Consider the following 4527-nt stretch of genomic DNA (forward strand, 5'->3'; position numbering starts at 1 on the left):
GCTGGAGTAGAAATAAAAGATGTGAAAGAAGGGGAAGTCGATAATTATGGCAAGGTTAAAATAAGGACGTTATATAATGGAATATGCGGAACTGACAGAGAAATAGTGAATGGAAAGCTGACTTTAAGTAACTTACCTCAAGGAAAAAACTTTTTGGTTTTAGGTCATGAGGCTATTGGTGTTGTTGAGGAGTCTTGTTGTGGTTTTTCTCAAGGGGAGTTGGTTATGCCTGTTAATAGGAGGGGTTGTGGTGTTTGCAGGAATTGTTTAGCGGGTAGACCAGATTTCTGCGAAACTGGCAAATTCGTTGAGGCTGGAATTCATGGTATAGATGGTTTTATGCGTGAGTTTTGGTTTGATGATGTTAGGTATCTTGTTAGGGTTCCTAGGGCTTTGGAGGATGTTGGTATTTTGGCTCAGCCTTTGGCTGATGTTGTGAAGAGTGTTGAGGAGATGTTGAGTGTTCAGAGGAGGGTTCCTTTGTGGAGTTGTGATGATGGTACTTTGAATTGTAGGAGGGCTTTGGTTGTTGGTACTGGTCCTATTGGTATTTTGTTTAGTTTAGCCTTGAGGACTGTTGGTTTAGAAGTATGGATGAGCAATAGGAGAGATCCCAGCGAGACTGAGCAGATATTTATCGAGGAAACTAAAACGAATTATTTCAACTCGTCTAATGGCTATGATAAGCTGAGGGAATCCATCGGTAAGTTTGACGTTATAATTGACGCTACTGGAGCTGATGCATCACTAATAAATAATTTATTGCCATTATTGAACAGAAACGGAGTATTAGGTTTGTTTGGCTTTTCAGTATCTGGGACATTTTCGATAAATTATAATATGTTACAAGACATCATTCACGCAAACAAAGTAATTATAGGGCTAGTTAACGGTCAAAAGCCTCATTTTGAACAAGCATTGGTTCACTTGGCTTCGTGGAAGACGTTGTATCCAAAATCATCAAAATTGTTAATTACTAAGACAATAAGTATTAACGATGAGAAAGAGGTTTTGAAAACATTAAAGGAGAAAGAACACGGGGAGATAAAGATAAGAATATTATGGGAATAATTGAAATTTCAATCAAGAATTTTTTTAAGTAAATTTTCCTCATTCTATTAGTTCGAAATTCCCTAAGATTTTATAAGTTTCTAGTTATATCTTCCTATTGTTTTATGGTGTTAAATATACTAAAATAGTTTCATTATAAATCTAAGTTGATATATATTATGTTTAAATGTCAAACTTTTGGAAACCTTTTTATATTTTCCCATACATTATATGTATAGGGAAATGATAAGGCTGGATATACTATTTTATTTATTGATCTCCACTATTATCTCAATCGCAACTATAATTTACATAAGCTTTACTGTTCCCTTAGCGTTTTCATATAGGCAAAAATTTTCTTCAAGTAAAGTAAATAAAAATGACATAACTGCTTTGATACCAGTGTATAATGAGAACGTTAATACTTTTAAAGAAGTAATTAATTCCGTAAAGGAGAATGGAATTAATTTTATAGTAGTTGGAGACGGATGTGATCAGCCCTATAGAGAGATTGTGGAATCGTCTGGCGGTGTTTTTATTGGATTAGCTAAGAACGGTGGGAAGAGGAATGCAATAAGGGAAGGATTCAAGTATGTTAAGACTCCTTATGTATTACTACTTGATAGCGATACTGTACTCCCAAAGGGAGCAATTGAGAAGTTATCTTCTAAACTAGATGATAAAGTAGTAGCAGTTAGCCCGGAGATAAGGGTAATGCCAGGGAAGGATAAAAATGTATATTATATTAGCGAGATGATGCAAAGATTAAGAGAGTTAAGTTATAGAGCATTGCAGAAAGTAGGTAGTATAGTGTCATTAAATGGTCAGTGTATCTTAGTAAAAACTGAGGTCATAAGACCTTTAATTGAATCTGGTGATTTCAAGAGTGTTAAACTTTGGAGGTTTACTACAATTTTAGGAGATGATAGGCAAATAACTAATTACATCTACTCTAAAGGATATAAGGCAATAGTAACCAGTGAAGTAATGGTGAAAACTAAGGCACCTGATAATTTAAAGGGATTATTAAGACAGTTAGTGAGGTGGTATAGATCGAATAATTTCTTCTTGATAAAGGAGCTCACTGATGGAACTCTCATGAAGAAGGGGTTCTTTTACGCGTTTACTTTACTTTATTGGTATACGCTTCCATTGCTTAGCTTAAGCAATTATTTATTATACACTGAAATAGTAATGAGGCATATACTTACCCATTGGAATATTATCGTTAAAGTAATAACTAGGGATCCAATTAAATTCATAGAATATGTTATAGTGAGAAGGATAAATAATGTATTTAACTTAGATCCATCTCCTGTTACAAGAGAAATTAGTAAACTATCACATCTTTCACCTAACTTTTATCATCATTATTTTTACCATCGCCACATATTAGTTATAAATCAAAAGCCATTAGATGTAAATATAATATTCTTCTATTACTTCTATAATTTCCATAACCTCGTGGGGGAAATATCTACTATTGTTTCAATTATTATGATTCTTACAATTATTTTATATACTAAAAAGAGTTTTAGGGAATTCACAATAGGAATGCTTGCCTTTCCCCTAATGTTCTTCGCTGACATTTTTGCCTTATTTACTATCTGGAAGCAGAAAAAATGGTCTGGTCGTAGTTAGTTTTTTAATTAAAAATTGTGTAATTTATTAGATAAAATGTAGACAAAAGAATAGATTTTTTACTTTTCTAAGCGGTGTGATAAAGAGTGAATAGAAAAAATGGCATATCTATTTAAAGAAGGCACGCAAAGGTCATCTGGAAATGACGTAATACTAAATAACATAGCTGTAGCTAAAATATTGTCAGAAATGTTAAAGTCTAGCTTAGGACCTAAGGGTTTAGACAAGATGTTGATAGAGGGTCAAGATATAACTATTACCAACGACGGAGCTACAATAGTAAAGAATATGGAAGTGGAACATCCTACTGCAAAAATTCTAATAGAAACTGCTAAAACGTTAGATTCAGAGGTGGGTGACGGGACTACATCAGTTGTGGTATTAGCAGGTTTATTACTTGAAAAAGCTGAAGACTTGATAAACCAAAAGATACACCCCACGACTATAATTGAAGGATACAGATTAGCACTTAATGAATCCTTGAAAGTTCTTAAAGAGATTTCAGATAAGATAACGCCAGAAAACAGAAAAGCACTTCACGATTTAATTTACACAACATTATCCAGCAAATTCTTCTCTACAGAAAGTACATTAGAGAAAATAATAGGATTAGTAATAGAGGCGTCGTTAGCTGTCTTAGATAAAAGAGATGGACAGTACAACCTTGATATAAAGAACATAAAAACTGTGAAAATAAATAGTGGAGAATTTGATGATAGTGAGTTATTTAATGGCGTTGTTTTAGACAAGGAACCAGCTAATGAGAACATGCCAAAGTTTCTAGAAAACGTTAAAATATTACTGATAGATTTCCCATTAAAGTTAGAGAAAACCGAGATCAACATGAAATTAGGCATAACTGATCCAACGCAGATGAAAGCTTATTTGGATGAACAAACAGCCTACATAAAACAGCTAGTAGATAAGATAAAAAGTCTAGGAGCTAAAGTTGTAATAAGTCAAAAGGATATTGATGAAGTAGCTTCATATCTAATGGCAAAGAACGGAATTATAGCTGTGAAAAACGTTAAAAGAAGCGATATTGAACTACTAAGTAGGGCTACGGGAGCAAGAATAGTAAGTAGTATTAAAGATGTAAGTGAGAGCGACCTAGGGGAAGTTAAAGTAATTGAATTGAGAAATCTAGGTAAGAATAAGTTCCTCTTCATAAAGTCGGACAAGGCTAAAGCTGTGACTGTTATAATAAGAGGGTCTAGCAGTTTATTAACTGATGAAGCTGAGAGGAGTTTAAACGATGCATTTAACTCAGTCAGAAATTTACTACTCGAACCGTATATATTACCGGGTGGGGGTGCTGTTGAAGAAGAATTAGCGTTGAAGTTGAAGGAAAGTGCGAACAAGATTAAAGGTAAGGAACAGATTGCCTTTAATGCCTTTGCAGATGCTCTAGAAGAATACGTAGTTACTTTGGCTAACACAGCAGGCATGGATCCAACAAACACATTAGTGGAAATAAGGAGCAAACATGCCAAAGGTTTGAAAAACGCTGGAATCGACGTAATTAAAGGTCAAATTAATGATAATATGTACGATTTAAAGGTCATCGATTCCTTAAGAGTTAAGGAGCAAGTAATAAAAAGCGCTACAGAGGCTGCTACAGCAGTTTTAAAAATAGATGACGTAATAGCAGCTGCTCCTGCTAAACAACAACCACAACAACAACCGTACATGGGTTGAAAAGTTAAGATATGAGTTAATATTTTTATGTCATATTATATATCATATGGAGCTTAAGATAACTGATTTTAAGGTTTTTACGACTCAAGCTAATTTTGAGTGGACTTTTGTTAAAGTGTATTCTAAAGACCTTTATGG

3 protein-coding genes are annotated in these 4527 nt (G+C 33.9%); all 3 read left to right on the top strand.

Annotation, left to right across the window (positions count from 1 at the left end; genetic code table 11):
• The coding region (locus DMP16_RS08105; protein WP_143577074.1) for a glucose 1-dehydrogenase at nucleotides 1-1071 on the top strand (1071 nt) is incomplete at its 5' end.
• 222 nt (nucleotides 1072-1293) lie between these two features.
• Entirely contained in the window at nucleotides 1294-2691 is a 1398-nt protein-coding gene (locus DMP16_RS08110; protein WP_231961279.1) for a glycosyltransferase, read from the top strand.
• Nucleotides 2692-2790: 99 nt separating this feature from the next.
• A complete protein-coding gene (gene thsA, locus DMP16_RS08115; RefSeq protein ID WP_069282925.1) occupies nucleotides 2791-4389 on the top strand; it encodes a thermosome subunit alpha in 1599 nt (532 codons plus the stop codon).
• Nucleotides 4390-4527 lie beyond the last annotated feature (138 nt).

This window comes from Sulfolobus sp. B1, assembly GCF_007050195.1.
Taxonomy (GTDB): Archaea; Thermoproteota; Thermoprotei_A; order Sulfolobales; family Sulfolobaceae; genus Saccharolobus.